Genomic DNA, 24,425 nt, shown 5'->3' on the forward strand with positions numbered 1-24,425 from the left:
CTCTCCTCTTGCGCATAAGTAAACGACGGTTTACATATTGAGTCAACGGGGAGACAGCATGGCCACGACGATTACCGACACGCGCGCACGCGACGCCGACCGGACGCGGCAGGCGATCCTTTTTGCTGCGCAGCAAATCTTCGCCGAAAAGGGCTTCGCCGAGGCCGGGGTGCGCGACATCACCGCGCGCGCCGGCGTCAATCCCTCGCTCGTCAGCCGCTATTTCGGCGGCAAGCTCAAGCTGTTCGAGGCGGCGCTCGACGCGACGCTCAACACGCGGATGATGACCGACTTGCCGAAGGAGGAATTCGGCAAGGGGATCATGGCGCGCTTCGCCGACGACGAGGATCGGGTCAGCCCGCTGCCGATGATGTTCAGCGCCGCATCGGACAGCGAAGCGCGCGCGGTGGCGCAGCGGCTGCTGCGCGAACGGGTGTTCGAGCCGCTGAAACATTGGTTCGGCGGCAAGGACGCCGATGTGAAGGCGGCGCGCTTCATGATGGTCTCGCTCGGCTTCTTCGCCTACCGCGACCAGCTTCCGCTCGCCGAGTTCGCGGGGCGCGTCGATCCGGGCGTGCGCCGATGGCTGGAAAAGGAATTTCAGGCCATCGTCGACGAGTGACATCGTTCAGGCCGCGAGCAGCGCCGCGCTGGCGGCGGGCGCGATGAACTGCAGCAAATGGGCGCGCTTCAGGCAGAGGTGCGGGTGCGCTTCGTCGGTCATCCCGATCCCGCCATGGACCTGGATATTGGCGCGGCCGTTTTCGAGCGCGGCCTGATCGGCAAGCCGCTTTGCTGCTGCAACATGAAAGGCCGCATCGGCTTCGTTCGCATCGAGCGCGCAGGCGGCATAATAGAGTTGCGATCGCGCCACCGCCGCGCGCACCGCCATGTCGGCGCAGATGTGCTTCAGGGCCTGGAACCAGCCGATCGGCCGCTCGAACTGCTCGCGCAGTTTCGCATATTCCGCCGCCATGTCGCGCGCTGCGTCGGCGCAGCCGACCGCGAACGCCGCGGCAAGGAGCTGGAGGTGGAGGGGAGCGCGAATATCATCCGCGATCCACGCCGCCGCCGCCCACTCCTGCCGGCTCTGCATCGTCGACAGGTCGATCGTCGGCCGATGCGCGGCGGGGCGATCGGAAATAGCGAAGACGCGCACCGATCCCGGCTGCGGCATCAGCACCGCCGCCGCGTCCACCGGATCGAGCACGCGCAGCGGCCCGGGCGCGTCGACCGTGAGCGCCAGCGCCACCTTGCCGCCGGATGGCGCCGCACACCAACGGTTCGCGACCGCCGAGGAAAGCAGGCCGATCGGCGCAAGGACGCGGCCAAGCTCGGCAAAGACAAGCGCTTCGGTCGCATGATCAAGTGCCAGTCCGCCGTTCGCCTCGGGCGCCGTGATCCGCGGCAGTCCCATTGCTTCGAGCTGATCCCACAGGCCGTCCGGTCGCGCGCGCGCCTGCTCCAGCGGCATATGGTCGCGGCACCAGTCGGCGGTCGCGGCCTGAAACGCGATCTGCTCGCCATTCGGGGTCAGGTCCATCGGATTACTTTCGTTTTCGGGGCCCGGCCTGCGCCGGGGCGCGATGCCCGCTCCGCAGTCATCGCGATTTGGGCAGGCCGAGCAGCCGCTCGCCGATGATGTCGCGCTGGATCTGCGCCGTGCCGCCCGCGATCGTCGCGGCGAAGCCGCGCAGATAATCCTGCACCATATTGTCGTCGCCATAAGCGAAATCGAGCAGGTCCTCGCCCGCCAGCATTACCGCCATGCGTTCGAGCCGCTGGCCGAGTTCGGAGGTGAAGAGCCGGATCACCGACGCTTCGGGCCCCGGCTGCCCGCTGCGCACGACCTGCGAAATATTGCGGTAGGTCATCGCGCGCACCGCCGCGACTTCGGCGCGAAGCTGCGCCAGGCTGTCGGCGATGCGATCGTCCTTGATCATCCCGTTCGCGCGCGCCGCGGCGATCAGCTCCTCGATCTCCTGGCTCTGCTTGACCTGATCGGCGATGAAACCGGTGCCGCGTTCGAAACTCAAGGTCGACATCGCGACCTTCCACCCGTTGCCGAGCCCGCCGACGACGTTGGCCAGCGGAATGCGCACATCGTCGTAGAAGACCTCGGCGAATTCGGTCAGCCCCGACATCTTGCGGATCGGGCGGATCGTGATCCCGGGCGCGTGCATGTCGCAGATGGCCCAACTCAGCCCCGCATGCCGCCGCGATCCCTCTTCGGTGCGCAGCACCAGTTCCTGCCAGTCGGCGACCTGCGCAAAACTCGTCCAGATCTTCGACCCGTTGATGACCAGTTCGTCGCCCTCGATTCGCCCGCGCGTCTTGATCCCCGCCAGGTCCGATCCCGCACCCGGCTCTGAAAAACCCTGGCACCAGATCGCTTCGCCCTTCAGGATACGCGGCAGATGATACGCCTTCTGCTCCTCGCTCGCGTTGAGGATCAAGGTCGGGCCGCCATGGTTGATGCCGACGAAATTGGCGCCGATCCACGGTGCATGCGCTTTCGCATATTCCTCCAGCCAGATGACCTGCTGGACGATCGACAGCCCGCGCCCGCCATAGTCGACCGGCCAGTTGATCCCGGCCCAGCCGGCATCGAACAATCGCCGCTGCCACGCCTTGTCGAAACCGATCGCATCGGCAGCATCGAGCGGGCGTTTTTCGACGGGCACATTGGCGTGCAGCCAGTCGCAGCATTCTTCGCGAAACCGCATTTCTGCAGGGGAGAAGCCAATGTCCATCAGCCGGGCTTCTTCGCAGCGGCGATCGGCTCGCCCTTCTGGCGCATCGCCGGATCGAAACCCGCATTGCGCATCAACTCATGGCTGAGGCCGGTGTGGAGGGCGAACCCGTCGGTCTCGTAGATCAGCCGCTTGTTCTCGGCATTGCTGTGGCGGCTGTTGCCGAGGATCAACGCGGCGAGCTCGGCGACCTTTGCGTCGAGCTGGTCATCGGCAACGCAAAAGTTCGCGAGCCCCATCGCGGCGGCTTCCGCGCCGGTATAGGCTTGGCACGTCAGCATCATTTCGAGCGCTTTTGCTTGACCCACACGCCGCAGCAGCCGCTGAGACATGCCCCAGCCTGGAACGAGGCCCCATTTGCCATGCGTATCGGCGAAGCGCGCGCTGGCACCGCAGATGATGAAATCGGCCGAAAGCGCGAATTCCAGCCCGCCCGTATAGCAACTGCCCCGGACCTTCGCGATCACCGGCTGGTGCAGCTTGGTCAGTGTTTCGAGGATCAGCATCTCCTGCCGCAACCAGCCGAGCGCGTCGGCATGCGGCGGCGATTTGAGGTCATGTCCCGCACAGAAGTGTCCGCCGGCGCCGGTGATCACGACGAGCCCGATAGCGTCGCCTACACTCTCGATATCACGGATATGGCCGCGGAACTGGCGGAACAGGTCGCGGTTGATCGCATTGCGTTTTTCGGGGCGGTTAAGCGTCAGCGTTGCGATCCCTCCGGCATCGTCGCGCAGGATAAGCGGTGCGTCGTTCATGCCCGGTCTCCGCGCGTCTTCGCGATCGCGTCCTTCGCGCTGCCGCTTTCCATCGCGCGCTTGCCGAACTGTTCGCGGATCGGCACGAACTCGGGCATCACCAGGCTGCGCCGCAGCCAGTTGGCGGCATCGACGACCAAAATGTGCCCGCTGATGTAAGCCGCATAGGGCGAGCAGAGAAAGGTCGCGGCCCAGCCCAGTTCGCGCACTTCGCCGACGCGCATGCCCGGAATCGTATTGTCGCCGCGTTCGCCCTCGCGGTGGCGCGTCATATGACCGGGCAAGTCGTCGTGCGGAAAGCGGCCCGGCGCGATGCAATTGACGCGGATGCCGTCGGGTGCCCATTCGACCGCAAGGCTCTGCGTCAAATTGGTCACCCCGGCCTTTGCCGCCGCGCTGTGCGCAGTGCCGGGGCCGCCCGTCCAGCTATAGGTCGCGCCGATGTTCAGGATCGCGCCCGGCAACCCCGCCGCCAGCCGCCGCAGCGCGAATTCGCGGCTGCAATTATAGGTGCCGTTGAGGACGATATCGACGACGGTGCGAAACCCGTTCGGTGTCATCTCCTCGGCGGGCGCCGGGAAATTGCCGGCGGCATTGTTGATCAGCACATCGACCGGCCCCAGCTTGGCCTCGATCTCGTCAAAGGCCTTGGCGATCGCGTCGGGATCGCGCACGTCACAGGCAACGGCAATCGCCTCGGCCCCGACGTCGCGCATCGCGGCGAGCCCTGCCTCCAGATGGCCGGGTTTGCGGCTAAGGATCGCGACCTTTGCGCCCAGCCGCGCGAATTCCACCGCCATGCCCTTGCCAAGGCCGGTGCCGCCGCCGGTCACCGCGATAACCTGTCCGTCATAGCTTCCATCGGGCAGCGCTTTGGCGCCGGGCGGCGGCGGAGCGGGCAGCGCCATCCTATTTTCCCCTATAGCTTGGCGCGCGCTTCTCGCGGTGCGCGGCGCGGGCTTCCTGATAATCGTCGGTCTTGAACAGATAGGATTGCGCATAAAGTTCGGCGCGGGTGCCGGTGCGGATCGTCGGGCCATGCATCAGATTGACCAGTTCCTTCGCCAGTGCGAGGTTGATCGGCGGCTTGGCGGCGATATCGTGCGCGACCTCCAGCGCCTTGGCGTCGAGTTCCTCAGGCGGCACGACGAAATCGACCGCGCCCCATTCGAGTGCGGTCGCGGCGTCGATCGGCTTTCCGCTCATCACCATATATTTGGTCCGCGACGGGCCGATCAGCGCGGTCATCATCTGCGTGCCGCCAGTATCGGGCAGCACGCCATAGAGGATTTCGGGCAGCGCCATCTTCAGCGTCGTGTCGGCAATACGGACGTCGGCGGCGAGCGCGAGTTCGCACCCGCCGCCGATCGCTCCCCCTTTGAGCGCCGCGACGATCGGCTTGGCCGATTCCTGCATCCGCAGGCGGCCTTCCTGGTGGCGGCGGACGAAATGGAAATCGCTCTCATCGCGTGCCCGGCGGCCCAGCACCTGGGTGTCGCGTCCCGAGCAGAAGCTCTTCCCCGCGGCGCGGATCAGGATCGTGCTGCTCTCGCTCTCGTCGAGCGCTTCGTCGAGCGCCGCGCGGAACAATGCCGACATTGCGTCGTCCATCGCATTGTGCCGGTCGGGCCGGTTCAGCGTCAGGATGCGCAGGGCACCCTCGCGCTCGCTCAGGATCAATTCGGACACATGCCGCTCCCATCTTCTTTTCGGTAAAGCTTGCATCAGTTATATAACTAAGTCAATTATGTCGAAAGCGATGGGGAGAGATGGAACGATGGAACTCAGCGGAAAGACCGCGCTCGTCACCGGCGCATCGCGCGGCATAGGCGCCGCGATCGTGCGCCGACTCGCGGAGGCCGGGGCGCATGTCGCGGTCAATTATGCGGGCAGCCGCGACGCCGCCGAGGCGCTCGTCGCTAAGATCGAGTCGGCGGGCGGAAAAGCCTTCGCGGTGCAGGCCGACGTCGGCACGCTGGGTGGCATCCGGTCGATGCTCGACGCATGCGATGCGGTATTCGGCGGCGCGCCCAATCTCGACATTCTCGTCAACAACGCCGGGGTCGGCGGCGAGGGCGATACGGGCAGCCTGACCAAATGCAGCGAGGAATTGTTCGACCGCATGATCGCGGTGAATCAGAAGGCGCCGCACTTCATCACCCAATATTGCCTGCCGCGCCTCCGCGACGGCGGCCGTATCGTCAACATCGGTTCGCTCGGCGGCCGTTCGGCGCTGCCGCCTTTCGCCGCCTATGCGGCGACCAAGCGTGCGCTGCAGAGCCTCACCATGTCGACCGCGGTCGTCGTCGGCCCGCGCGGCATTACCTGCAACCTCGTCGCCCCCGGCGCGGTCGATACCGAATTCAACAAGACGCTCGCCGAAAAGCCGGGCTGGGCCGAAGCGACCTCGAAGCTCACCCCGATGAAACGCCTCGGCGTGCCTCAGGATATCGCGGGTGCGGTGATGATGCTCTGCCGCGACGAGGCGCAATGGGTCACCGGCCAGATCGTCGAAGCGAGCGGGGGGCTGTTCCTGTGACGAGCCTTGCGGGCAAGACCGCGCTCGTCACCGGCGGCTCGCGCGGGATCGGCGCCGCGATCGTGCGGCGGCTGGGGCAGGCGGGCGCGCATGTCGCAATCAACTATGCGGGAAGCCGCGCCGCCGCCGAAGCCCTTGCGGCAGAGGTCGAGGCACTGGGCGGCAAGGCGTTGGCAGTAGGGGCCGATGTTTCGACCCTCACCGGGATCGAAGCATTATTTGCCGCGTGCGATACGGCGTTCGGCGGCGCGCCCAATCTCGACATCCTGATCAACAACGCCGGCGTCGGCCGCGGCGGGCGCGACGGGACGCTGAAGGGGGCGGGCGAGGAACTGTTCGATGAGTTGTTCGCGGTCAATGTCAAGGGACCGCATTTCGTGACGCAAGCCGCGCTGCCGCGGCTTCGCGACGGCGGGCGGATCGTCAACATCGGCTCGATGTCGGGCAAGGTCGGCCAGCCGTTCGCGGCGAGCTATGCGATGACCAAGCGGGCGATCCAGAGCCTGACCTTCTCGACCGCGCTGGCGGTCGCGAAGCGTCAGATCACCTGCAACTGCATCGCCCCCGGCGCGGTCGCGACCGAGTTCATCGCTGCGCTACGCGAACAGCCCGGCTGGGACGAGGCGACGGCGAAACATACGCCGATGGGCCGCCTCGGCGAAGCTGACGATATCGCGGGCGCGGTCATGATGCTGCTCGGCGACGATGCGCGCTGGGTGACCGGGCAGGTGATCGAAGCAAGCGGCGGGCTTGCGCTCTGATGGCATTGATGACCGAAAAATTGCGCACGATCATGGCGCTCGATCCCGACCGGACCCAGATCGATTTCGAAGGCACGGACTATAGCTGGCGCCAGATTGCTGACACCGTGCGTGCGATCGAGGACGCGCTGGGCGCGATGGGGCTGCCCGAGGATGCGCGCGTCGGGGTGATGCTGCGCAACCGCCCCGGCCATGTCGCGGCGATCGTCGCGGTGCTTTCGACCGACCGCTGCCTCGTCACGCTCAACCCGATCCTGCCCGACGACAAATTATTCGCCGATGTCGAAGGGCTGGGCCTGCCCGCTGTGATCGCCGACGCGACCGATCTCGCGCGTCCCGGCCTTGCCGAAGCCTTGGCGCGCGCCGGGTCGGCGGTCATCGAAATCGGCCCGCGGCTCGAAGGCGCGCGCGTCGTGCGGGACGATATCGGCACCATCATCCAGACCTCGCCCGGCGTCGCGGTCGAGATGCTCACCAGCGGCACGACCGGCACCCCCAAGCGCGTGCCGCTGAGCCGCGCGTCCTTCGACGCCAGCTTTCGCGGCTTCACCCGCTATGAGCGCGGACGCAGCTTCGACGATCCGCCGCGGCTCAACTCCGGCTGCACGATGATCGTCAACCCGCTCACCCATATCGGCGGCATCTACGGCTGCATCGGCGCGCTTGCCGCGGGGCGCAAGATCGCGTTGCTCGAAAAATTCAGCGTCGATGCCTGGGTCGGTGCGGTCAAGCGCAACCGTCCGGCAGTCGCCCCCGCGGTGCCCTCGGCGGTGCGCATGCTGCTCGACGCCGATGTCGATCCCGCCGACCTTTCGAGCCTGCGCACGCTGATCGCGGGCACCGCGCCGCTTTCGCCCGATCTCGTCGATGCCTTCCTCGCCAAATATGACATCCCGATCTGTGCCAATTACGGCGCCACCGAATTCGCGGGTGCGATCGCCGGCTGGACGATCGACGATTTCCGCGCCCGCTGGACCGAAAAGCGCGGGGCCGTCGGCCGCGTCCACGCCGATATCGACGCGCGGATCGTCGATCCGGACAGCGGCGCCATCCTGCCCCCGGGCAACGAGGGACTGCTCGAGATCAAGGGCGCGCAGCTTGGCAACGGCCTCGAATGGCTGCGCACCACCGACCGCGCCATGCTCGACGCCGACCGCTTCCTCTTCATCCGCGGCCGCGCCGACAATGCCATCATCCGCGGCGGCTTCAAGATCCACCCCGACGATGTCGTGCAGGCGCTGAGCGACCATCCCGCGGTCCGCGAAGCGGCGGTCGTCGGCGTGCCCGACGCGCGGCTCGGCGCGGTGCCGGCGGCGGCGATCATCCTCAAACAGGGGGTCGACGCGCCCGCGACGAACGACCTCAGGACATGGCTGAGGGACCGGCTGATCGCCTATCAGGTCCCCGTCCATATCCGCATCGTGTCCGACTTCCCGCGCACCCCGTCGATGAAGCCATCGGCGCCGGGGCTGCGGGCGCTTTTCGAGGAGGCAGGCTGATGGAAGATTATGCGGGCAAGGTCGTGATCGTCACCGGCGGCGGCCGCGGCGTGGGGCGCGGCATCGCGAAAGCCTTTGCCGCCGCCGGCGCCGAGGTGATGCTCGGCGCGCGTACCATTTCCTATGCCGAGGATGTGAAGGCCGAGATCGAAAAGGCCGGCGGCATCGCCGAATGTTTCGCCGCCGATATCGCGAAGCATGCCGATTGCCGCGCGCTCGTCGCCGCGGCGGTGCAGGCGTTCGGCGGCGTCGACATCGTCGTCCACGCCGCCGCCGACATCCCGCACGGCGGGCTCGGCCATGTCGATGACGAACGATTGGAGGCGGGCTTCGCCAGCATCGCCAAGGCGGCCTGGTGGCTGCTCGATGCGGCGCGCCCGCATCTGGCCGAGGCCCGCGATGGCGGCCGCTTCATCGCGATCGGCTCGATCAACGGTACTTTCAACGTCGTCCCGAACATGACCGCCTATGGCATGGCGAAGGCGGCGCTCGACGCCTTCATTCGCGCCGCGGCGGGCGACGTGGTGGGCGAGCGGATCACGGTCAACGCGATCAACCCCGGCCTCGTCGCCAGCGACCGCGCGAAAGCGGTGCTCGGCGAGGAAGGGCTGGCCGCCTATGGTGCGACGGTCCCCGTCGGGCGCCCGGGTACCCCCGCCGATATTGCGCACGCCTGCCTGTTCCTCGCCTCGGCGCGCTCCGACTATATCACCGGCACGACGATCAAGATGGACGGCGGCTCGACCGTCGCCGCGTCGCCGGGACGGAACGATATCCTCCAGGACCGGCTCAAGCTCCAGCAAGGAAAGGCGCCCTGACATGGATCTCGGAATCAAGGGCAAGGTCGCGCTCGTCTTCGGCGGCTCCAAAGGCATCGGCCTCGGCTGTGCACATGAATTCGCGCGCGAGGGTTGCAGGACCGTCATCGCCGCGCGCACCCAAGCGACGATCGACGATGCGGTCGCCGAAGTGGCGGCCGCGGGCGGCGACGCGATCGGCATTTCCGCCGACTGCACCAGCAAGGACGGCATCGCCAAGGCGGTGCAGGCCGCGTCCGACGCCTTTGCACCGCCCGATATCCTGATCTTCAACGTCGATTCCGGCCCCAAGGGCAGCTTTCTCGAAGTCGACGACGACACCTTCGCCGCCGCGAACACCAACAATGTCATGGCCTTCCGCTGGGCGGTACAGGCCGTGATCCCGCATATGCAAAAACAGGGCTGGGGCCGCATCCTCACCATCGGCACCAATTCGGTGAAGGCACCGCACCGCAAACTCGCGCGCGCCGCGCAGAATACCTACCGCGTCGGCGCGCTCGCGCTGTCGAAAACGATCTCGGCCGAACTCGGCCCGATGGGGATCACCGTCAACACGCTCGGCACCGGCGCGATCGCGACGCCGCAGTTCAAGGCGGTGTTCACGAAGATCGCCGCCGAACAGGGCCAAACCTACGACGAACATATCGCCGAGCGCACCAGCGCCTACCCGGTCCCGCGCATGGGAACGCCCGAGGATATGGCGGCGGCCGCCGCCTTCCTCTGCTCCGATCGCGCCGGGTTCATCACGGGCCAGGTGCTGGTTGTGGATGGCGGCAATCTTGAAGTTCTGCAATGATTAGCAAGCAAAGGAATATGGCGCGATGAAACTCGACAAGGATATTGCGGCAGTGGTCACCGGCGGCGCTTCGGGGCTCGGCCGCGCAAGCGCCGAGGCGCTCGCCGGCGCGGGCATGAAGGTCGTCATCTTCGACGTGAATGAAGAGGGCGGAAAGGCCGTCGCCGACGCGATCGGCGGCACCTTCTGCAAGGTCGACATCACCAGCGAGGACAGCGTCGTCGCGGGCTATGACACCGCCCGCGCCGCGCATGGGCAGGAACGCATCCTCGTCCACTGCGCGCAGATTTCGAAGGGCGGCAAGACCGTCCGCTACGACAAGGCGTCGGGCGGCTATGTCCGCTATTCGACCGACGATTATGCCTTCTCGGCGCAAGGCATCCTGATCGCCAGCTACCGTCTCGCCTCGCTCGCGGCGCTCGGCATGGCCAATGCCGAACCGCTGAACGCGGATGGCGAGCGCGGCTCGATCGTCCTTACCGCGTCGGCGGCGGCGCAGGATGCGCAGGTCGGGCAGGTCGGCTATGGCTCGCTCAAAGCCGGGGTGAACGGGCTGGTGCTGCCGATGGCGCGCGATCTGATGGATGTCGGCATCCGCGTCAATTCGATCATGCCCGGCATCTTCGCGACCCCGCCGATGCTTGCCGTCAAGGACAAGGCACCCGCGATCTTCGAAGGTCTGGCGGCGTCGGTCCCCTTCCCGAAACGCCTCGGCAAGCCCGAGGAGTTCGGATCGCTGGTACTCGAACTCGCGCGCAACAGCTATTTCAACGGGCAGAACCTCCGCCTCGACGGCGCGATCCGCATGCCGCCCAAATAGGAATGATGATTTGAACGCACCGCAGCAATTTCCCTTCGCACGCCAGTCCGCCGGCCCCGCGCCGCTGCGCCGTCCGGGATCGATCCGCCGCACGACCTCGATCGATTCCGACTGGCCGGACGGCTTTGGCGAACCGTGGGTCATGACCGGCCGCGCGCGTGATCTGCTGACTCCGTTCGCGGGCGATCCGGTCGAACTCGCAAGCGGGGAATTCCGGATCAAGGCCTCGCCGCTGCGCGAGATCATGGAAATCGCGATTTCGAACGATCATCCGCGTGCGCAGGAGATGGTCGGGGTGCGCGCCGGCGGTGCGAGCCGGACGGCGCTGGCCGAGGTGCTCGGGGACCTCCGCGGGACGCCGCTGTTCCAGGTGCTCGACGATTTCGCGGGCGCCAGCCTGGTCGCGGGATGGATATGGTCGCGCTGGACCGACGACTGGCATAGCCGCATGGTCGCGAACCGCACCAGATCGACCGGCGGCAACAAGGGCCGCATGGTCAATATCTGCACCGGGTTCACCGAAGGCGGCAGTTCGCTGGCCGAAGACGGCAGCGTCGACCACAGCGATCAGTCGGCGACCGACGTCGGCCCGCTCGCGAACCCCGACGACCCGATCGGCTGGCACGAACTGGCGGTGCAACAGGGCCGCCCGCAGGCGCGCCGGGCGCGGCGGATCGATGTCTGGCGGGCCGAAGGCGTGCTGAAAGTCGATGCGGGTTTCCAGGACAGCGGACCCAATCCGCAGGGGACGCGCACCGCGATCCACGAATATCGTATCTATGCCGAAATCGACGAGGCGGAGGGAAGCTTGCTGTCGCTGCAGGCGCTGCCGCTGATCCTGCCGTTTCGCGAATGCCCCGGCGCATCGATGAAGGCATCGCGGATGGTCGGGCAGCATGTCGGCGAATTTCGCCAGGCGGTGCTCGATACGCTGGTCGGAACGATCGGCTGCACGCATCTCAACGATGTGCTGCGCGCATTGGCCGATGTTCCCGCACTTGCAGCTTTGTTGCCGAAAGCGCGCGATTGACGGAATTTTTTACGCTTTCCGCAACGGAAAGCGTAATCCACTTGTCTAGCTTATTAGACTTAGTTATATAACTGGGCAAGCGAGGACGCCAGGAAGCCTCGTGGGGAGGATGTTGACCATGATTTTCAAGCAGAATCGCGATTCGGCCCGATTGCTTGCGGCGGTCTCGCTCGGTGCGATTGCGCTTTCGGCCACCCCCGCCTTTGCCCAGGCGGCCCCCGAAGAGACGCAATATGACGACGACGCGATCGTCGTCATCGGGGTGACCAAGCAGGATGCAAATATCCAGGACACGCCGATCGCGATCACCGCGTTCAGCGGCGCGAAGCTGGAAGAGCAGGGGATCAACAAGGTCGAGGATATCGCGACCTTCACCCCCGGCTTCAACATTCGCGGCGCCGGCAACAATCCGACCGCCTTCTCGCTCGCGATGCGCGGACAGGTCCAGAACGACAATATTGCGACGCTCGAACCGTCGGTCGGCACCTATCTCGACGAAATGTACGTCGCGCGCGCCTATGGCCTCAACGTCGAACTCGTCGATGTCGAAAGCGTCCAGGTGCTCAAGGGGCCGCAGGGCACGCTGTTCGGCCGCAACACCTCGGCGGGCGCGGTGCTGATCAAGACCGCCGATCCGCGCTATGACGAAATCTCGGGCCGCATCAGCGCGACCTATGGCCGCTTCGACGAACGCACCGGGCAGGCGGTGCTCAACCTCGGCCTTTCGGACAGCCTCGCGATCCGCGGCGCGCTCTATTATCAGAAGCGTGACGGCTACAAGACCGACGTCGACACCGGCAAGAAATACGAAGGCCGCGAAACGATCAACGGCCGCGTCAAGGTCGGCTGGAAGCCCACCGAGACGTTCGAGGTCATCCTGTCGGGTGAATGGTATGACACCGACATCGACGGCCCGGCGCGTCAGAATCTCTTCTTCAACGCGCCCGCCGCCTTCGGCCCCGCCAAGCCGATCGTCGACGGACAGGCCGCGACCGACCGCGACCAGTTCGGCGGCAACGAGAATCTTGTCTCCGTCACCCCGCCATCGGCCGTTGCCGGCGCCAACTCGCGCGGCATCTTCAATAAGACGAAGACGCAGACCTATCTTGCCAAATTCATCCTCGACACCAGCTTCGGGCAGGTACGCTGGATCAACGGCTATCGCGGTGTCCAGAGCCGCAACCTCCTTGACCTCGACGGGTCGAGCGTCGTCGGCCATTTCACCGAGGGAACGCAGAACCTGAAGCAATATTCGTCCGAAATGCAGCTCACCGGCACCGCCTTTGATGACCGGCTGAATTTCGCCACGGGCATCACCTATTTCCGCGAAACCGGCTTCGATCAGTCGCGCTCGAACCTGTTCAACGGCAAATTCGCCGCCGGCCCGACGGTCGCGCCCGAATTCGTCGGCGCGGCCAACTGGTCGAACTTTTCGGGTACGCTCGATAACGACAGCTTCGGCATGTACGGCCAGGTCAATTACAAGCTCGCCGACCGGCTGCGCTTCACCGGCGGTCTGCGCTATTCGATCGACGATCGCCGCGTGATCACCCAGACCGGCGACGTCGCGAACAACAGCGATGTCTTCGTCCGCTGTACGCCATCGACGGTTGCCTTTCCGTGCCTCCGCTCGCGGCAGAAGACCTTCACCAACCTGTCGTACACGGCGGGCGTCGATTTCGACCTTAGCGACGATATCCTGATCTATGCCAAGCACAGCAAGGGCTATCGTTCGGGCGCGATGCAGTTGCGCACGGTGACGCTCGAGGATTCGATCCCCGCCGATCCCGAACTCGTCTACGAACAGGAAGTCGGCATCAAGACGACCTTCCTCGACGGCCGCGGCAAGTTCAACGTCGCGGGCTATCATAACAAGGTGAAGGGCGCGCAGCGCAGCCCGGTCCTCGCGCCGAACGGCATCAGCCAGACGGTGATCGAGAATGCCGATACCGAAACCTGGGGGGTCGAGGTCGATACGTCGTTCGAAGTCGCCAAGGGCTTCACCATCTTCGCTTCGGGCGCGCTGACCGACCCGAAATATACGCGCTACGAAGGCAAGGCGCTCGCGGGATCGCCGCCGAACCAGGAAATCGTGACCGTCGACAAGCAGGATTATCTGCTGATCGGCATCGTCAAGAAGCAGTTCTCGGTCGGTGCCAACCTGAAGCAGGATCTTGGCAGTGTCGGGTTTGATGCGAATGTCGTCTATGCTTGGCAGGGCAAGATGCCGCAGATCGACATTCCCGCCAACATGTTCACATCGACTGCCCCCGGCGGGCTCGGCCTTACGCCCGAACAGGCGGCACAGGTCGCCGCGGTCGCCCAGTCGGGTTCGCTCGGTATCCTCAACGCGCGCGCCGCGCTCAGCTTCGGTCCCGAGAAGAATTTCGAAATCGCGCTGTGGGGCAAGAATCTGCTCAACGACCAGGAACAGCAATACACACTGCTGCTCAGCAACATCTACATCGGCACCTCGTACAACGAACCGCGCAGCTATGGCGTGACCGCGAGCTATAAATTCTAGGACTGATCGACATTCAGTTCATGGTGAGCCGAAAATGGTGTTTTTGCGAGACCCGGAGCGCAGCGTACTTTCGGTACGTGAGCATCGGAAGCTCGCAAAAGCGCCATTTGCAGGCCGCCATGGGCTGAATGTCGGTCGGTCCTCGGATCACAGGGCGCTCCCTCGGGAGCATTGGGGGAGGGACGGCCTTGGCCGGACCTCCCTCTTTTTTGTCCGGGAAAGGAAAAGCCATGTCTTCAGAAAGTTCGAACCGCCGCGGACTGACCCTCGGCCTGCTCGTGATCGTCGCGATCCTGAGCTATGTCGATCGGCAGGTTTTCACGCTGTTCCAGGACGATATCAAGATCGAACTCGGCCTCGACGACGGCCAGCTCGGCCTGCTCACCGGCATCGCCTTCGCCGCTTTTTATGCGATCGCCGCCTTTCCGATCGCGCGCTACGCCGATCGCGGCGACCGGCGCGTCGTGATCGCGGTCTGCGTGTCGATCTGGAGCGCCGCAACCGCGGTGTCGGGCTTTGCGCACAGCTTCTGGCAGATGCTGCTCGCGCGGATCGGGCTTGCCGCGGCGGAAGCCGGCGCCGGCCCCGCCGGCCTGTCGCTGCTCACCGATATTTTCCCGAAGGGCCGCCGCACCACGGTCATCTCGATCATGCTTGCGGCCAATGCCGTCGGCCTTTCGGGCGGGCTCGCGCTCGCGGGCTGGCTGTCGCAATGGTACGACTGGCGCGCCGTCTTCCTGATCGTCGGCCTGCCCGGCCTCGGCGTCGGGCTCGCCGTCTACCTGCTCGCCGCCGAACCGCGCCGCCGCGGGATGGCCGAACCGGTGGCACCGTCGCAGACCAGCTTGGGCGAGGTTCTGCGCACCATGGCGTCGAACCCGTCGCTGCGCTGGGTCGGGCTGCTGCTCTGCATGGTTCCGCTCACCGGCTTCGCCTTCATCCTGTGGGGGGCTTCCTTCTTCCAGCGCGTGCACGGGATGGACAAGACCGAAACCGGCTTCTGGCTCGGCGGCGCGATGGCCGCGGGGCTGGTCATCGGCAATCTCGTCGCCGGCTGGGTCAGCGACAAATATGGCCAGGCGAACCCGCGCTTCAACGGCTGGTTCGCGGGCATCGGCCTGCTGCTGTCCTTTCCCTTCGGCGTCGGCTTCGCGCTCGCAGGGAACGCTTATGTCGCGCTCGCCTGCTTCGTCGTCGTCAAATTCATGATGACGCTCCACCTCGGCCCGATCATCGCGCTCTGCTTCGCGCAGGTCCCGGTCCAGATGCGTGCGACGATGTCGGCCACGATCAACATGTTCATAGGCCTGGCCGGCGTCGGATTGGGCGGAACGGTCGCCGGCTATCTCAGCAAGGCGTTCACGCCGGACTATGGCGAACTGTCGCTCCAGCCGTCGCTGGCAATCCTGTCGGGATGCCTGCTCGTCGGCGGCATCGCGGCGATCATGGCCGGAAAGACGGCGCGGCCGATTGCAGAGTAACCGGAACCTTCCCTCCCGAACGCGGGAGGGGAAGGGGGGAGGGTTTTTATGCCGCCACCTGCGTGCTCGTCACCACCACCGGGGCGATCCCGAACAGCCGCGCGGCGTTCAGTCCCAGGATATTCCGCCGCACATCGTCGCTGACCTGCATCCCCTCGAACAGTTCGTCGACAATCCGGCGGCTGGCAGGGAAGGTGCCTTCGGCATGCGGATAGTCCGATCCCCACATCACATTCTTCGCGCCCGGCAGTCCCGCCGCAGCCGCGGCGATGCAGCCGCGATCGTGCTGAAAACTGGCCCAGACCTGGTCGTCGATAATCCGGCTCGGCGCGCGGCCAAGCTTGGGAAAGACGAAGTTCGCGTGCGCGACCGACACCTCGTCCATCCGCTCGGCGAGCGCGACGAGCCAGCTCGCGCCGCTTTCGATGAAAGCGACTTTCGCGCCGGGATTGCGGTCGAGCACACCGCCCGACACCAGATACATCACGCTCGTCTGTGCGTCGTTCATCTGGTTGGTGTAATTGATGATCCCAGCGCCGGGACCGCGTTCGACGATCACGCTTTCCAGCCCCGTGCCCGTATGCATCACGAACACGATGCCCAGCGATGCGGCCTTTGCGAACACCGGATCCCACGCTTCGCTGTTATATTTGGGCAAGTCCTGCGGTGTGGTCGCGGGCAGCATCGCGGCGGTAAAGCCCTTTGATGCCAGATAATCGAGTTCGGCGAGGGTGTTCGAAAAATCGAGCACGGGCAGCATGCCGCACCGCACGAAACGGTTCGGATGGCCGCCGAGGAAACCGTCGTTCCAGTCGTTGTACAGCCGCGCCGATGCGGCTTCAGCATCGGGATTGTCGAGGCAATAGAGCCACAGGCCGAGCGACGGGAAGCAGATTTCGGCGTCGATGCCTTCGAGTTCCATATCCTCGAGCCGTCCCGGTATCTCGCGGATGCCCTTGCGCTGGGCATCGCCCAGTTCCTTTTCGCGATGCTGTCCGACGCGCAGGCGATAGATGATCTTGTCCCTGGTTCCGGTGATCAGATATTCACCCTCCTTGCGCGCGTGGATCGCATGATCCTTCAGCGATGCGGGCAGGCCGTCGAGGAAGATGTCTGCCGGTTCCATGATGTGGCTGTCGGCGCTGAATATGAAGGGTTTCATGCAGTGTCTCCTGTCGACTCACTGTCGGTCTTTACGGCATTAAAAGATACCTAGTTATATAAGTCAAGAGCGAGTGGAGCTGGACATAAGGTCTTAGGAGGCTTAAATAGATATCTGATTGAATATCTTCTCCCGATGCTGTTGCCCCAAGCTTGTCGAAGGGGCCGCTCATGTGCGGGGATGCCGAAAGGAAGAACAGTGCTTCGACAAGCTCAGCACGAACGGAAGCGCGGAACCGGCGCTGAAACCCTTGCCAGCCGAACCGCTCGCCAACTCTCACAGCTCAGCCTCGCCTCTGATCCCGGCACCCATTTGGGCGCCGAGGACGACCTGCTTACCCGCTTCGGCGTCAGCCGGCCAACCCTCCGCCAGGCGGCGAAGCTGGTTGAGCGCGACCGCCTCATCAGCATCCGCCGCGGCGCGCAGGGCGGCTATTATGCCGAGCGTCCCGACGCGCGCGACGCGATCCAGTCGCTCGCGCGCTTCCTGCGCATGAAGGGCGCGAACCTTGGTCACGTGATTCAGGTTACCCGCCCGGTGTCCGAGGAAGCCGCCGTTGCTGCGGCGCGCCACCGCAGCGCCGCCGATGTCGCGGCTCTGCAAGCCTTCGTCTCGACGATCGATGCGCGCGACACGCCGCGCGACCTGATCGCCGCCGAAGTCGAAATGGCCCGGCTGGTGTCGCAGATGAGCGGCAACCCGGTGGTCGAACTGATCCTCGAGATCGGCTACAGCTTTGGTCTCGACGAAAAGGGCGGCGACCTCTACGCCGATGCCGACCGGCGCGCGCGAACACGCGCGATGCAGCATAGCCTGTGCGCCGCGATCATCGACGGCGATGCGGATATCGCGCGCTTGATGATGCGGCGGCGGTCGGACCAGTTCGACGAATGGTTGAACCTGGGCGGTGCATCGGTCCCCGGCATGCCCCCAGTCGGATCGACGCAGAAGGAGCAGGAATGAGCATCGTCGAATATCGCGGGTTTGCAGGGGTTCGGCTCGAAGCCGAGGTGCTCGGTTCCGACAACGACCCTGCCGTCCTTCTGCTTCACGGGGCGGGGCAGACGCGGACGGTGTGGTCCAGCGTCGCACAGGCGCTCGAACAGGCGGGGCGCCGCGTGATCAGCCTCGATCTGCGCGGCCATGGTGGCAGCGAATGGCCCGAAGACGGGCGCTATGATTTCGAATCGCTGGTCGAGGATCTGCGCGCGGTGCTTGCGCAAATGGGGACGCGGCCCGTCGTCGTCGCCTCGACGCTGGGTGGCTGGATCGCCAGCGCCGCGCTCGAACGCGACGCGGCGGTTCTCGCGTCGGGCCTGGTTCTCGTTGACTCGCCTGTTCACGTCGACCCGGCGATGGCGCAGCGCGTCGGCGACCGGCTGCGCGAAGCGGCGACGCTCGCGCCGGGGCAGGCGCAATGGGATGTGCGCTTGTTCGATACGCTCGATACTTCGGCAATGGCCGACCGGCTCGACGGGGTTGCCGAGAAGATCGCACTGCCGACGCTCTATGTACGCGGCGCGATCAGTGAACTCGTTTCGAAGGAGGATGCCGCTGCGTTCGTCGCCCGACTCCCCGACGGCGAACTGGTCGAGGTCGAGAATAGCGCGCTTGTCGTCATCGAGGATCGCGCCGATGCGCTCGGCGGCTATCTCATCGACTTTCTGGAACGCCGTGCCCCGCGCGGCTCGCCCGAATATCGGGCGGGCAGCGATGCGCGTACCTTTCGCGATGCGCTCGGCTGCTTCGCGACGGGGGTGACCGTCGTCACCGCCATATGTCCCGACGGCAGCCCGGTCGGGCTGACCGCGAACAGCTTCACCTCGGTCTCGCTCGACCCCCCGATGCTGCTCGTCTGCATCGCCAATAGCGCCGGCAGTGCGCCCTATCTGCGCGATGCCGAACGCTTCGCGGTCAATGTCCTCCAGATCGGCCAGCAGCCGACCTCGAACCGCTTTGCAGGGAAGGGCGAGGACCGCTTCGGCGTCACCCCGTGGGAGGTTGGCGAATATGGTACACCGGTGCTCACCGGATCGCTTTCCAGCTTTGAATGCGCACGCGATGCGCTGCACGACGGCGGCGACCATTTCATCCTCGTCGGCCGCGTGCTGAAGGCTATTTTCGAGCCACGCCGCGACCCCTTGCTCTACTTCCGCGGCAAATATCGCAAACTCCATTTCGCTTGACGACTGGACAAGCAGCCGCCAGCATCATATCGAACCTAGTTATATAACTAGAATCGGAGGAGAGGCGGATGGCCTGGGTCAATCAGGACAAGTGCGCGATCGTCGGGGTCGGGGCGACCGACTATTATGTCCGTGGCAAAAGCTGGCCGCGCACGATCAACGACATGGCGGCCGAGGCGATCATGAACGCCTGCGCCGATGCGGGGATCAGCCACAAACAGATCGACGGCTTCTCCTATTATTCGACCGCGGGCGCGGGCTATCTCGACAAGTTCGATACCGCCAGCCTGATGGAAACATTGGGTATGCCGCATATCAGCTGGTCGGCGACATTGACCAGCGGCGGGGGCGGTTGTCCCGGCGCGATCGGCCTTGCGACCGCTGGCCTGATGAACGAGGATTGCACCTACACCGTCACCTTGATGGCGCTGCAGCAATTGCCGCAGCATCGGCTCGGCGTCGTGTTTGGCGCCGCCGCGCCCAACCCGGAAAACAGTTTTCTCCAGCCGTCAGGTTTGGTCGGGCCCGGCCATCTGATGAGCGTCCTCGCGCGCCGGCACATGCACCTCTACGGCACGACGCAGGATGCGTTCGGCGAGGTCGTGATGGCGACCCGCGCCAACACCCACAACCGGCCGAAAGCCGTGCGCAAGGAGCCGCTGACCAAGGACCAATATGATGCCTCGGTAATGCTGGCCGATCCGCTGCGGCGCCTCGACTTCTGTCTCGAAACCGACGGCGCGGTCGCCGTCATCACCACGACGATGGACCGCGCCAAGGACTGCCGCCACAAGCCCGCGGTCGTCCACGCCGCCGCGCATGGCGGTCAGCGCGAATGGGGCCGCGCCTTTGCGTGGATGGGCATGCCCGACCCGCATTTCGCCAGCTCCGGCCACAAGTTCACCGCCGACCGCGTCTGGGCGCAATCGGGCCTCAGCGCCAGGGACATGGACGTCGCGCTGATCTATGATCATTTCAGCCCGATGGTGCTGATGCAGCTCGAAGACTATGGCTTCTGCGAAAAGGGCGAGGGCAATGATTATGTCCTCTCGGGGAAGCTGCGCTACGATCCCGCGACGGGCAAGGGCGTCAATGGCGGCACGCCGGTGAACACCCACGGCGGCAACCTCAACGAAGCCTATATCATCGGCATGACCCATATCGTTGAGGGCGTCGAACAGGTGCGCGGTACCGCGATCAATCAGGTCAAGGATGCCGAATTCGCGCTCGTCTCGGGCGGTCCGGCGTCGCTCCCCGTCTCCAGCCTCATCCTGCGCAAGGACTGATCGACATGACCTACGGCCCCGCCCGCGCGATCCCCGGTGACCAGATCCGCATCACCACCAACCCCGATACCGAGCCTTTCTGGCAGGCGGCGAAGGAGGGCAAGCTCACTGCGTGCCAGTGCGGCGGGTGCGGCCATTTCCGCATGCCGCCGACCGCGATCTGCCCCGAGTGCGGCAGCCGCGCCAAGGAGTGGCCGACGCTCCCCGGCACCGCCACCGTGTTCAGTTACGCGATCTGCAACAAGAACCCCAGGAATGGCGAGGATTATGTCTATGTCCCCGTCGTCGTCGACCTCGACGGCGCTCCGGGTACACGCCTCAACGCCAATGTCTCGGGCTGCGACGCCGAGGACGTCCATATCGGGATGCAGGTGACCGTCGACTGGACGCCGATCCAGGACGGCTGGGTCCTCCCCAACTTCCGGAAAGCCTGACGCGATGCTCGGCGACCTCAAGATCGTCGAGATCGGCGAGGGCATGGCGGTGCAGGTCGCCGGGCTGATGCTCGCCGAACTCGGCGCCGATGTGCTGAAGGTCGAGCGCCCCGGCGGCGACCCTGCACGCGGCACCGCGCCCTTCGCCAACTGGAACCGCGGCAAGAAGAGCCTCGCCCTCGATCTCGATACCGGCGACGGCCGCGCCAAACTTGAAGAACGCCTCGCAGGCGCCGACGCGCTGCTTCACCAGTTCACACCGGCGCGCGCGAAGGTGCTCGGGCTCGACGACGCCAGCCTCGCCGCGCGTTACCCGCACCTCGTCGTCACCGCCATCACCGGATCGCCCGTGAACCACCCTGACGTCGAGCGCGGCGACGACGAACTGCTCGTCGCCGCGCGCGTCGGCGCGCTGTACGAGAATGATGGCCACCGCGCCGGGCCGATCGTCTATCGCTACCGACAGGGCAGTTGGTCCGCCGCGCATCTCGCCGCCGCGGGCCTGCTCGCACGCCTCGTGAAGCGGCTGCAAACCGGGCAGGGCGGTGCAGCGCACACATCGATCTTCCAGGGCTTCCTCGCGACGCTTCCGCTCGTCTGGGCGCGCAACAGCGAAGGTCCGATGGTGAACCCCGTCACCTATCCGCCCGGTCCGCGCCCGATTGCGCAGCAATTGTTCCAGTGCAAGGGCGGCGACTGGCTCCAGATCATGGACCCGACCCGCCAGTTCGATTACGCCACGATGCCGACGATGTGGGACGTCATGGCCGAAACCGAGGTCGACCTCGAAACCGAAGCCGGGCAGGCCGAAGCCTTCAGGCTTCGCCCGCGCGACAACTGGATCGCCGACATGCGCGCCGCCGATATCGCGGTCGAACCCGCTTATCCGATGGGTGAAGTGCTCCGCCACGACGATGCCGAGGCGAACGGTTATGTGATCGAAGTCAATGATCCCGACCTCGGCAAGACCCGCCAGCCCAACACGCCCTTCCATAGCGACGCCGACCTGCCGCAAGGCCGCCCCGCTCCGCGCCTCGGCGAAGGCGGCAATGTCACATGGCCCGCCAAGCCCGCGCCCGCGCCTGGCACCGCGCCCGCCGAAATCCTCGAAGGCGTCCGCGTCCTCGACCTTGGCATGTTCCTCGCCGGTCCGATGGGCCCGTCGATGATGGGCGACATGGGCGCCAACGTGATCAAGGTCGAGGCGCTGACCGGCGACCGCATCCGCTTCATGCACCGCTATTACCAGGCCGCGGCGCGCAGCAAACGCAGCCTCGCGCTCGACCTCACCAACCCCGCTGCCCAGCCGATCCTCGAACGGCTGCTGCAGTGGGCCGAACTCGTCCACCACAATATGCGCTTCAAGGGCGCCGCCAAGCTAGGCCTCAGCGAAGAGGGCATTCGCCAATACAACCCCGATATCGCATTCAACTATTCAAGCGCCTATGGCCAGCGCGGCGCGCGCGGCAACTGGCCGGGCTATGACTCGATCTTCAACGCGATCGCCGGCTGGGAGTTCGAAAATGCGGGGGAGGGCAACCGCCCCGTCTTCAACCGCCCCGGCACGATGGACGTCGCGACCGCGCAAAGCTGCCTCGTCGAACTGATGGCGTCGCTCTATGCCAAGCGCGCGACGGGCAGGGGCTATACGACGCAGACCTCGCTCCTCGGCATGGCCGCGTTCACGCAGGGCGAACGGCTGATCGGTCCCGACGGCGAACTGACCGACACTTATCATCTGACCAGCGACCAGACCGGCTTCTCGCCCTGGCACCGGATCTATGAATGCGCCGATGGCGCGTGGGTCGCGGTCGCTGCGCACAAGCCCGAGCAGCAGGCCGCGCTTGCCGAACTGCTCGGCGATGATCTTGAGGCCGGCGCCAAGACGCGTAACGCCGCCGACCTGCTCGCCGACCTCGAAGCCGCCGCCGTCCCAGCCGACGCCGTCAATTTCGAAAATGCGATGCACCGTTTCTTCGACGATCCGTTTAATCGCGAACTGAACCTCGTGTCGGTCCTGCCGCAGCCGCTCTACGGCATCGTCGAACAGCCCGGCGCCTTCTGGAATTTCGGCGACACCCCGGTCGTTTTCAAACGCTGCTGCCCCGCAGTTGGCGAGCATAGCGATGAAATCCTTCGCGAAATCGGCTATTCAGACGACGAGATCACGGACTTCCGCGCCGCGAAAATCATAGGATGACGGCGCACGAGCTTCTCCCGCCCGGCCTCGCCGCCGCGGTCGAAACCGCCAGCGGCGCCCGCGTCGTCGCGGTCCGTCCACGCGGCGGCGGCGGCGCCTCGCGCGAGGGCGCCGAGCTCGACCTCCTATGGCCCGACGGCCGCGCCGCCAGCGCTTATATGAACTACGACGTCCACAAGGCGGGGGCGGGCGACGACGCCGCTTTCCTGCGTGAGGCTGCAGTGCTTCGTGCGCTCTCGGGGCCGCTCGCCCACGCTGGCGTTCGCGTCGCGCCCTACTACGCATCGGTCCCCGACCAGCGCGCCCTCGTCTGCGGCATGATCCCGGGTAAGGATCGCTTCGGCACCATCGCCGACGCAGCGCAGCGCGACACGCTCGCCGCCGATTTCATGGCGCAGCTCGCCGCGCTCCATCGCATCGACGTCGTGGCAAATCCGGTCGAAGGCATGGGCCCGGTCGAACCCGCCGAAACCTTCATCCGCCGCCGCATCGCCGAGCTGCGTGCGGGGAACAGCGGTAAGGGCTGGGACCCGCTGATCCACCTGTCGCTGGGCTGGCTCGAAGCGAACATCCCCGCGAACATGCCCGCGTCGGTCATCGTCCATGGCGACGCAGGGCCGGGCAACTTCCTCTACGACGGCGACAAGATTACCGCGCTGCTCGACTGGGAACTCGTCCATTACGGCGACCCGATGGCCGACCTGGCGATGCTCGCGATCCGGATGCTGTTTCAGGGCTTCGTCCCGCTGCGGCAGGCTTTTGCCGCTTATGAAGCCGCGGGCGGGCACCGGGTCGACCTGCCGCGCCTGATCTACTGGCGTCTGCTCTTCCAGACCAGCTTCGCGCGCCGCTCGCGCTACGACGATCCCGCCGCGCCGCCGCCGCCCAACCTCGGCATGAACCTCGTCTATTCGACGATCCACCGCCGCGTCCTCTCGCACGCCCTCGCCGAAGCCGCGGGCATTGCCTTGCCGCCCGTTATGCTGCCCGATGCGCCGATCGGCGCGCATGACAAGAGCTTTGCCATCGCACTCGACGACATCCGCGACACCATCGTCCCGCGCGTCGCCGACCAGCAGGCGGCGGTGAAAGCCAAGGGCATGGCGCGCCTGATCAAATGGTGGCGCGCGATCGAGCGTTTCGAACCCGGCTTCCACGCCGCCGAACAGGCCGAGATCGAAGCCGCGCTCGCGCAGGGCTTCGCCGACTATCGCGCGGCTTGGGCGGCCTTTCGCGATGCCGTCGCGGGCGACCGCATCGCCAACGACGCCGCGATCATCCTCTGCAACGCGCACGAGACGCGCGAAGCGGCGCTGATGGCCGATGCGATGGGCGGCCTCGCCGATACGAAATTCGCACCGCTGCAATAGACATCAGG

General features: G+C 65.7%; 22 protein-coding genes. 16 read left to right on the forward strand and 6 right to left on the reverse strand.

The window, feature by feature from the left end; translation table 11 throughout:
- Window positions 1-58 precede the first annotated feature (58 nt).
- Window positions 59-622 carry a TetR/AcrR family transcriptional regulator gene (locus FHR22_RS07090; protein WP_166940346.1) on the forward strand — a complete coding sequence of 188 codons (564 nt, stop codon included), beginning with the start codon at window positions 59-61 and terminating at the stop codon, window positions 620-622.
- A 6-nt stretch (window positions 623-628) separates the two neighbouring features.
- Here the strand turns inward: FHR22_RS07090 and FHR22_RS07095 are convergent, their stop codons facing one another.
- The 5 genes from FHR22_RS07095 to FHR22_RS07115 are packed head-to-tail and all read right to left on the reverse strand — an operon-like array spanning window position 629 to window position 5,200.
- A complete protein-coding gene (locus FHR22_RS07095) occupies window positions 629-1,543 on the reverse strand; it encodes an acyl-CoA dehydrogenase family protein (RefSeq protein WP_166940348.1) in 915 nt (304 codons plus the stop codon).
- Window positions 1,544-1,601: 58 nt separating this feature from the next.
- Window positions 1,602-2,753, reverse strand: a complete 1,152-nt coding sequence (locus FHR22_RS07100; RefSeq protein ID WP_166940350.1) for an acyl-CoA dehydrogenase family protein — start codon at window positions 2,751-2,753, stop codon at window positions 1,602-1,604.
- The gene (locus FHR22_RS07105) at window positions 2,753-3,511 is read right to left on the reverse strand and encodes an enoyl-CoA hydratase/isomerase family protein (protein ID WP_166940352.1); all 759 of its coding nucleotides are present in this window, start codon (window positions 3,509-3,511) and stop codon (window positions 2,753-2,755) included. Before FHR22_RS07105 ends, FHR22_RS07100 begins: the two co-directional genes overlap by 1 nt.
- Window positions 3,508-4,419 carry an SDR family oxidoreductase gene (locus FHR22_RS07110; protein ID WP_166940354.1) on the reverse strand — a complete coding sequence of 304 codons (912 nt, stop codon included), beginning with the start codon at window positions 4,417-4,419 and terminating at the stop codon, window positions 3,508-3,510. The genes FHR22_RS07105 and FHR22_RS07110 overlap by 4 nt, the downstream gene beginning before the upstream one ends.
- Window position 4,420: 1 nt before the next feature.
- Complete coding sequence (locus tag FHR22_RS07115; RefSeq protein ID WP_166940356.1) at window positions 4,421-5,200, reverse strand: enoyl-CoA hydratase-related protein; 780 nt, start codon at window positions 5,198-5,200, stop codon at window positions 4,421-4,423.
- Window positions 5,201-5,288: 88 nt separating this feature from the next.
- Between FHR22_RS07115 and FHR22_RS07120 the strand changes: the two genes are divergently transcribed.
- From FHR22_RS07120 to FHR22_RS07160, 9 genes are all read left to right on the forward strand, one after another.
- A complete protein-coding gene (locus tag FHR22_RS07120; RefSeq protein ID WP_166940358.1) occupies window positions 5,289-6,050 on the forward strand; it encodes an SDR family NAD(P)-dependent oxidoreductase in 762 nt (253 codons plus the stop codon).
- Window positions 6,047-6,811: an SDR family oxidoreductase gene (locus FHR22_RS07125; RefSeq protein ID WP_166940360.1), complete on the forward strand. Its 765-nt coding sequence runs from the start codon at window positions 6,047-6,049 to the stop codon at window positions 6,809-6,811. The genes FHR22_RS07120 and FHR22_RS07125 overlap by 4 nt, the downstream gene beginning before the upstream one ends.
- A complete protein-coding gene (locus tag FHR22_RS07130) occupies window positions 6,811-8,310 on the forward strand; it encodes a class I adenylate-forming enzyme family protein (protein WP_166940362.1) in 1,500 nt (499 codons plus the stop codon). The genes FHR22_RS07125 and FHR22_RS07130 overlap by 1 nt, the downstream gene beginning before the upstream one ends.
- On the forward strand, window positions 8,310-9,128 hold the full coding sequence (locus FHR22_RS07135) for an SDR family NAD(P)-dependent oxidoreductase (RefSeq protein WP_166940364.1): 819 nt from the start codon (window positions 8,310-8,312) through the stop codon (window positions 9,126-9,128). The genes FHR22_RS07130 and FHR22_RS07135 overlap by 1 nt, the downstream gene beginning before the upstream one ends.
- 1 nt (window position 9,129) lies before the next feature.
- Entirely contained in the window at window positions 9,130-9,924 is a 795-nt protein-coding gene (locus FHR22_RS07140) for an SDR family oxidoreductase (RefSeq protein WP_166940366.1), read from the forward strand.
- A gap of 25 nt (window positions 9,925-9,949) precedes the next feature.
- Window positions 9,950-10,744, forward strand: coding sequence for an SDR family oxidoreductase (locus tag FHR22_RS07145; protein ID WP_166940368.1), 795 nt, complete (start codon window positions 9,950-9,952; stop codon window positions 10,742-10,744).
- A 10-nt stretch (window positions 10,745-10,754) separates the two neighbouring features.
- Entirely contained in the window at window positions 10,755-11,774 is a 1,020-nt protein-coding gene (locus tag FHR22_RS07150) for a DUF2889 domain-containing protein (RefSeq protein WP_166940370.1), read from the forward strand.
- Between the two features lie 118 nt (window positions 11,775-11,892).
- The gene (locus FHR22_RS07155; RefSeq protein WP_166940372.1) at window positions 11,893-14,298 is read left to right on the forward strand and encodes a TonB-dependent receptor; all 2,406 of its coding nucleotides are present in this window, start codon (window positions 11,893-11,895) and stop codon (window positions 14,296-14,298) included.
- A gap of 230 nt (window positions 14,299-14,528) precedes the next feature.
- On the forward strand, window positions 14,529-15,779 hold the full coding sequence (locus FHR22_RS07160) for an MFS transporter (RefSeq protein WP_166940374.1): 1,251 nt from the start codon (window positions 14,529-14,531) through the stop codon (window positions 15,777-15,779).
- Window positions 15,780-15,825: 46 nt separating this feature from the next.
- Here the strand turns inward: FHR22_RS07160 and FHR22_RS07165 are convergent, their stop codons facing one another.
- Complete coding sequence (locus FHR22_RS07165) at window positions 15,826-16,941, reverse strand: amidohydrolase family protein (protein WP_166940376.1); 1,116 nt, start codon at window positions 16,939-16,941, stop codon at window positions 15,826-15,828.
- 198 nt (window positions 16,942-17,139) lie between these two features.
- On the opposite strand from FHR22_RS07165, the gene FHR22_RS07170 reads away from it, so the two are divergent.
- The 6 genes from FHR22_RS07170 (at window position 17,140) to FHR22_RS07195 (ending at window position 24,417) form a co-directional block, all read left to right on the forward strand.
- Complete coding sequence (locus tag FHR22_RS07170; RefSeq protein ID WP_166940378.1) at window positions 17,140-17,904, forward strand: FCD domain-containing protein; 765 nt, start codon at window positions 17,140-17,142, stop codon at window positions 17,902-17,904.
- Window positions 17,901-19,127, forward strand: coding sequence for an alpha/beta fold hydrolase (locus FHR22_RS07175; protein ID WP_166940380.1), 1,227 nt, complete (start codon window positions 17,901-17,903; stop codon window positions 19,125-19,127). Before FHR22_RS07170 ends, FHR22_RS07175 begins: the two co-directional genes overlap by 4 nt.
- 68 nt (window positions 19,128-19,195) lie before the next feature.
- Window positions 19,196-20,413 carry a thiolase C-terminal domain-containing protein gene (locus FHR22_RS07180; RefSeq protein ID WP_166940382.1) on the forward strand — a complete coding sequence of 406 codons (1,218 nt, stop codon included), beginning with the start codon at window positions 19,196-19,198 and terminating at the stop codon, window positions 20,411-20,413.
- 5 nt (window positions 20,414-20,418) lie between these two features.
- A complete protein-coding gene (locus tag FHR22_RS07185; protein WP_166940384.1) occupies window positions 20,419-20,847 on the forward strand; it encodes a Zn-ribbon domain-containing OB-fold protein in 429 nt (142 codons plus the stop codon).
- A gap of 4 nt (window positions 20,848-20,851) precedes the next feature.
- A complete protein-coding gene (locus tag FHR22_RS07190; RefSeq protein ID WP_166940386.1) occupies window positions 20,852-23,047 on the forward strand; it encodes a CaiB/BaiF CoA-transferase family protein in 2,196 nt (731 codons plus the stop codon).
- Window positions 23,044-24,417 carry a phosphotransferase family protein gene (locus FHR22_RS07195; RefSeq protein ID WP_166940388.1) on the forward strand — a complete coding sequence of 458 codons (1,374 nt, stop codon included), beginning with the start codon at window positions 23,044-23,046 and terminating at the stop codon, window positions 24,415-24,417. The genes FHR22_RS07190 and FHR22_RS07195 overlap by 4 nt, the downstream gene beginning before the upstream one ends.
- Window positions 24,418-24,425 lie beyond the last annotated feature (8 nt).

It is taken from the genome of Sphingopyxis panaciterrae, from assembly GCF_011762125.1.
GTDB lineage: Bacteria > Pseudomonadota > Alphaproteobacteria > Sphingomonadales > Sphingomonadaceae > Sphingopyxis > Sphingopyxis panaciterrae.

Coding starts and splice junctions, on each gene's coding strand:
- FHR22_RS07145 (WP_166940368.1), top strand. CDS start 9,950: ATGAAACTCGACAAGGATATTGCGGCAGTGGTCACCGGCGGCGCTTCG.
- FHR22_RS07155 (WP_166940372.1), top strand. CDS start 11,893: ATGATTTTCAAGCAGAATCGCGATTCGGCCCGATTGCTTGCGGCGGTC.
- FHR22_RS07100 (WP_166940350.1), bottom strand. CDS start 2,753: ATGGACATTGGCTTCTCCCCTGCAGAAATGCGGTTTCGCGAAGAATGC.
- FHR22_RS07090 (WP_166940346.1), top strand. CDS start 59: ATGGCCACGACGATTACCGACACGCGCGCACGCGACGCCGACCGGACG.
- FHR22_RS07195 (WP_166940388.1), top strand. CDS start 23,044: ATGACGGCGCACGAGCTTCTCCCGCCCGGCCTCGCCGCCGCGGTCGAA.
- FHR22_RS07105 (WP_166940352.1), bottom strand. CDS start 3,511: ATGAACGACGCACCGCTTATCCTGCGCGACGATGCCGGAGGGATCGCA.
- FHR22_RS07190 (WP_166940386.1), top strand. CDS start 20,852: ATGCTCGGCGACCTCAAGATCGTCGAGATCGGCGAGGGCATGGCGGTG.
- FHR22_RS07095 (WP_166940348.1), bottom strand. CDS start 1,543: ATGGACCTGACCCCGAATGGCGAGCAGATCGCGTTTCAGGCCGCGACC.
- FHR22_RS07180 (WP_166940382.1), top strand. CDS start 19,196: ATGGCCTGGGTCAATCAGGACAAGTGCGCGATCGTCGGGGTCGGGGCG.
- FHR22_RS07130 (WP_166940362.1), top strand. CDS start 6,811: ATGGCATTGATGACCGAAAAATTGCGCACGATCATGGCGCTCGATCCC.
- FHR22_RS07135 (WP_166940364.1), top strand. CDS start 8,310: ATGGAAGATTATGCGGGCAAGGTCGTGATCGTCACCGGCGGCGGCCGC.
- FHR22_RS07140 (WP_166940366.1), top strand. CDS start 9,130: ATGGATCTCGGAATCAAGGGCAAGGTCGCGCTCGTCTTCGGCGGCTCC.
- FHR22_RS07185 (WP_166940384.1), top strand. CDS start 20,419: ATGACCTACGGCCCCGCCCGCGCGATCCCCGGTGACCAGATCCGCATC.
- FHR22_RS07120 (WP_166940358.1), top strand. CDS start 5,289: ATGGAACTCAGCGGAAAGACCGCGCTCGTCACCGGCGCATCGCGCGGC.
- FHR22_RS07165 (WP_166940376.1), bottom strand. CDS start 16,941: ATGAAACCCTTCATATTCAGCGCCGACAGCCACATCATGGAACCGGCA.
- FHR22_RS07160 (WP_166940374.1), top strand. CDS start 14,529: ATGTCTTCAGAAAGTTCGAACCGCCGCGGACTGACCCTCGGCCTGCTC.
- FHR22_RS07175 (WP_166940380.1), top strand. CDS start 17,901: ATGAGCATCGTCGAATATCGCGGGTTTGCAGGGGTTCGGCTCGAAGCC.
- FHR22_RS07110 (WP_166940354.1), bottom strand. CDS start 4,419: ATGGCGCTGCCCGCTCCGCCGCCGCCCGGCGCCAAAGCGCTGCCCGAT.